This window comes from Halorubrum sp. Boch-26, assembly GCF_029889805.1.
Classification (GTDB): domain Archaea; phylum Halobacteriota; class Halobacteria; order Halobacteriales; family Haloferacaceae; genus Halorubrum.
On sequence record NZ_JARANT010000160.1, the window covers coordinates 1 to 2,386 of the forward strand.

A 2,386-nucleotide genomic window follows, 5' to 3' on the forward strand; every position below is an offset into this window, starting at 1 on the left:
TGGCGCAAACCGGGGAAGACGGAGAGACGCCCCAGCACGGCGGCACGGGGCCCGCGCCTCGCGGTACTCCCCTCTGACGCCCCCTCGCGGCAACCCCGGCAGCCTACCCCCGAACCTATCCCGGGGCACCGCGAACGCCGGCGTAATGGACGCCGCCGAGCGACGGATCGTCGCCTTTACCGCCGGCTCGCACGGGCTCGTCCACACCTACGAGCTCTCGATACCGATCCTGTTGACGGTGTGGATCGCGGAGTTCTCGACGACCGCGGCCACGCTCGGGCTCGTCTCGACGGTCGGCTACGGGCTGTTCGGCGTCGGCGCGCTCCCCGGCGGTATCGTCGTCGACCGGTTCGGCTCCAAGCCCGTCATCCTCGCGTGTCTCGTCGGGATGGCGGGCTCTTTTATCCTCGTGAGCGTCGCGCCAAACCTCCTCGCGCTCGCGCTCGCGATCGGCGTCTGGGGCGTCACCGCGAGCGCCTACCACCCCGCGGGGCTGTCGCTGCTCTCGAAGTCGGTGGAGCAGCGCGGGACCGCGCTCGGCTACCACGGGATCGGCGGGAACCTCGGTATCGCGCTCGGCCCGCTTGCCACCGTCCTGCTCCTCTTGGCGTTCGACTGGCGGGTCGTCGCGGTCGCGCTCACGGTCCCGGCGATCGTCGTCGCCGCCTACGGAGCCACCGTCGACGTCGACGCCGCGCTCCCGGACACCGCCGCCGACGGCGAGGGGGTGGAGGACGAGAACGGAGCGCCGACGGACGCCGCCGAGACTGGCGGCAGCAAAGGCGAGATCTCGCTGTCGACGATCGCCGACGACACGCGCGTCCTGCTCGCGGGCGGGTTCCTGATCGTCTTCGCGTTCGTCACCTTCAGCGGGCTCTACTATCGGACGTTCCTCACGTTCCTGCCGGACCTGCTCGGCGACGTTCTCGGCGGGCTGATCGACGTGCAGCTGATCGACCCGGAGAGCCCGTACGCCGAGGAGTTCGACGTGGCCCGGTACCTGTACGTCGCCGTCCTCATGGTCGGGGTGCTCGGCCAGTACCTCGGCGGGCGGATCGCCGACCGGATGCCACCGGAGCGGGGACTGATGATCTTCATGGCCGTGCTGGCGGGGCTCGCGCTGCTGTTCGTTCCCGCCAGCGGCGGCACCGCGACGTTCCTCGCGGTCTCGCTCTCGCTCGGCGTCGCGCTGTTCACGGTTCAACCACTCTCGCAGGCGACGGTCGCGGCCTACTCCCCGACCGAGGCGCGGGGGATCTCGTTCGGCTACACCTACCTCGGGATATTCGGCGTCGGATCGCTCGGGGCGGCGCTCTCGGGGTGGGTCCTCACCCGCGCCGGACCGCGAGAGCTGTTCCTCGTTCTCGCGGGGATCGCGGCGCTCGGCGGGCTCTCGGCGGCCGCGGTCTCCCGCTTTGCGACGCGACGAGACTGAGCGATCGACTCCGCAACACCGGGATCGATCGACCGCCCGAAATCCCGTGACGGGAGCATCCTCCCGACGTGTCGTTTTAAGAACCACGACGATCAACCGTGCAGTATGTACCACGTCCTGTTGCCGATCGACGTCGAGGCCGACCGCGCGCGGTCGCAGGTCGACCTGTTGGAATCATTACCTATCGAGTCCGACGAGATCCGTGCGACGGCGTTACACGTGTACGAAGAGGTCGACGCGCCGGCCGACGAGGCGGGATCGAGCGTTATCGAGAAGGTCAACGAGTCGATCGAGGAGCTCCGCGGAATTCCCGAGTCGATGAAGGCGGTCGAGGCGCGCCTCGACGATCTCGGGATCGCACACGACCGCGAGCTCCACGTCGGCGACGCGGCCGAGGCCATCCTCGCGGTCGCGGCCGACGCCGACGTCGACGCGATCGTCATCGGGATGCGAAAGCGCTCGCCGGTCGGGAAGGCGCTGTTCGGCAGCGTCAGCCAGACCGTCCTGCTCAACGCCGATCGCCCGGTGATCGTCGGGAAGCCGAACGACGAGGCGTAGTGCCGCGCGGCGGGGAAGACGCGCGCCGCGAGCGCCGTCCGACCCGAACGACGGCCGTTTCTACTCCACGGTCGCCGCGTCCACGAGCGACGCGATCGATCGGTCGTCGCCCGCGTCGTCGACGAGCGACGCGACCGCGTCGGTGAGCCGCTCGGCGTCGACCTCGGTGCCGGCGAGCAGTCCCGTGACCTTTCCCCGCGTCTCCGCGTCCGACATCGGCGTTTCCGGCTCGCCGAGCGGGACGCGCACCGACTCCTCCCGGGTCTCGCCGCCGACCGTCACGTGCACCTCGGCTCCCCACTCGTCCGGGAACCGCCGCTCGATCGCCTCGTCGGTCGTCACGCTCGTCGCGTCCAACGGCCGCCGGAGGGGCGGGGCGGCCCGCCGCGGAGG

At 70.5% G+C, this 2,386-nt stretch carries 2 protein-coding genes and 1 pseudogene; 2 read left to right on the forward strand and 1 reads right to left on the reverse strand.

The window, feature by feature from the left end; all coding sequences use genetic code 11:
• Positions 1 to 145 precede the first annotated feature (145 nt).
• Together OQF71_RS14330 and OQF71_RS14335 are read left to right on the forward strand one after the other, a co-directional pair.
• Positions 146 to 1,435, forward strand: a complete 1,290-nt coding sequence (locus OQF71_RS14330) for an MFS transporter (RefSeq protein ID WP_280588488.1) — start codon at positions 146 to 148, stop codon at positions 1,433 to 1,435.
• 105 nt (positions 1,436 to 1,540) lie between these two features.
• Complete coding sequence (locus OQF71_RS14335) at positions 1,541 to 1,993, forward strand: universal stress protein (RefSeq protein WP_280588489.1); 453 nt, start codon at positions 1,541 to 1,543, stop codon at positions 1,991 to 1,993.
• A gap of 60 nt (positions 1,994 to 2,053) precedes the next feature.
• On the opposite strand, the pseudogene OQF71_RS14340 reads toward OQF71_RS14335, so the two are convergent.
• Positions 2,054 to 2,386, reverse strand: a pseudogene (locus OQF71_RS14340) (MmgE/PrpD family protein); the annotation flags it as partial.

Excerpts from the sequence above, each read along its gene's own strand:
- OQF71_RS14330 (WP_280588488.1), top strand. The coding sequence starts at position 146 with ATGGACGCCGCCGAGCGACGGATCGTCGCCTTTACCGCCGGCTCGCAC.
- OQF71_RS14335 (WP_280588489.1), top strand. The coding sequence starts at position 1,541 with ATGTACCACGTCCTGTTGCCGATCGACGTCGAGGCCGACCGCGCGCGG.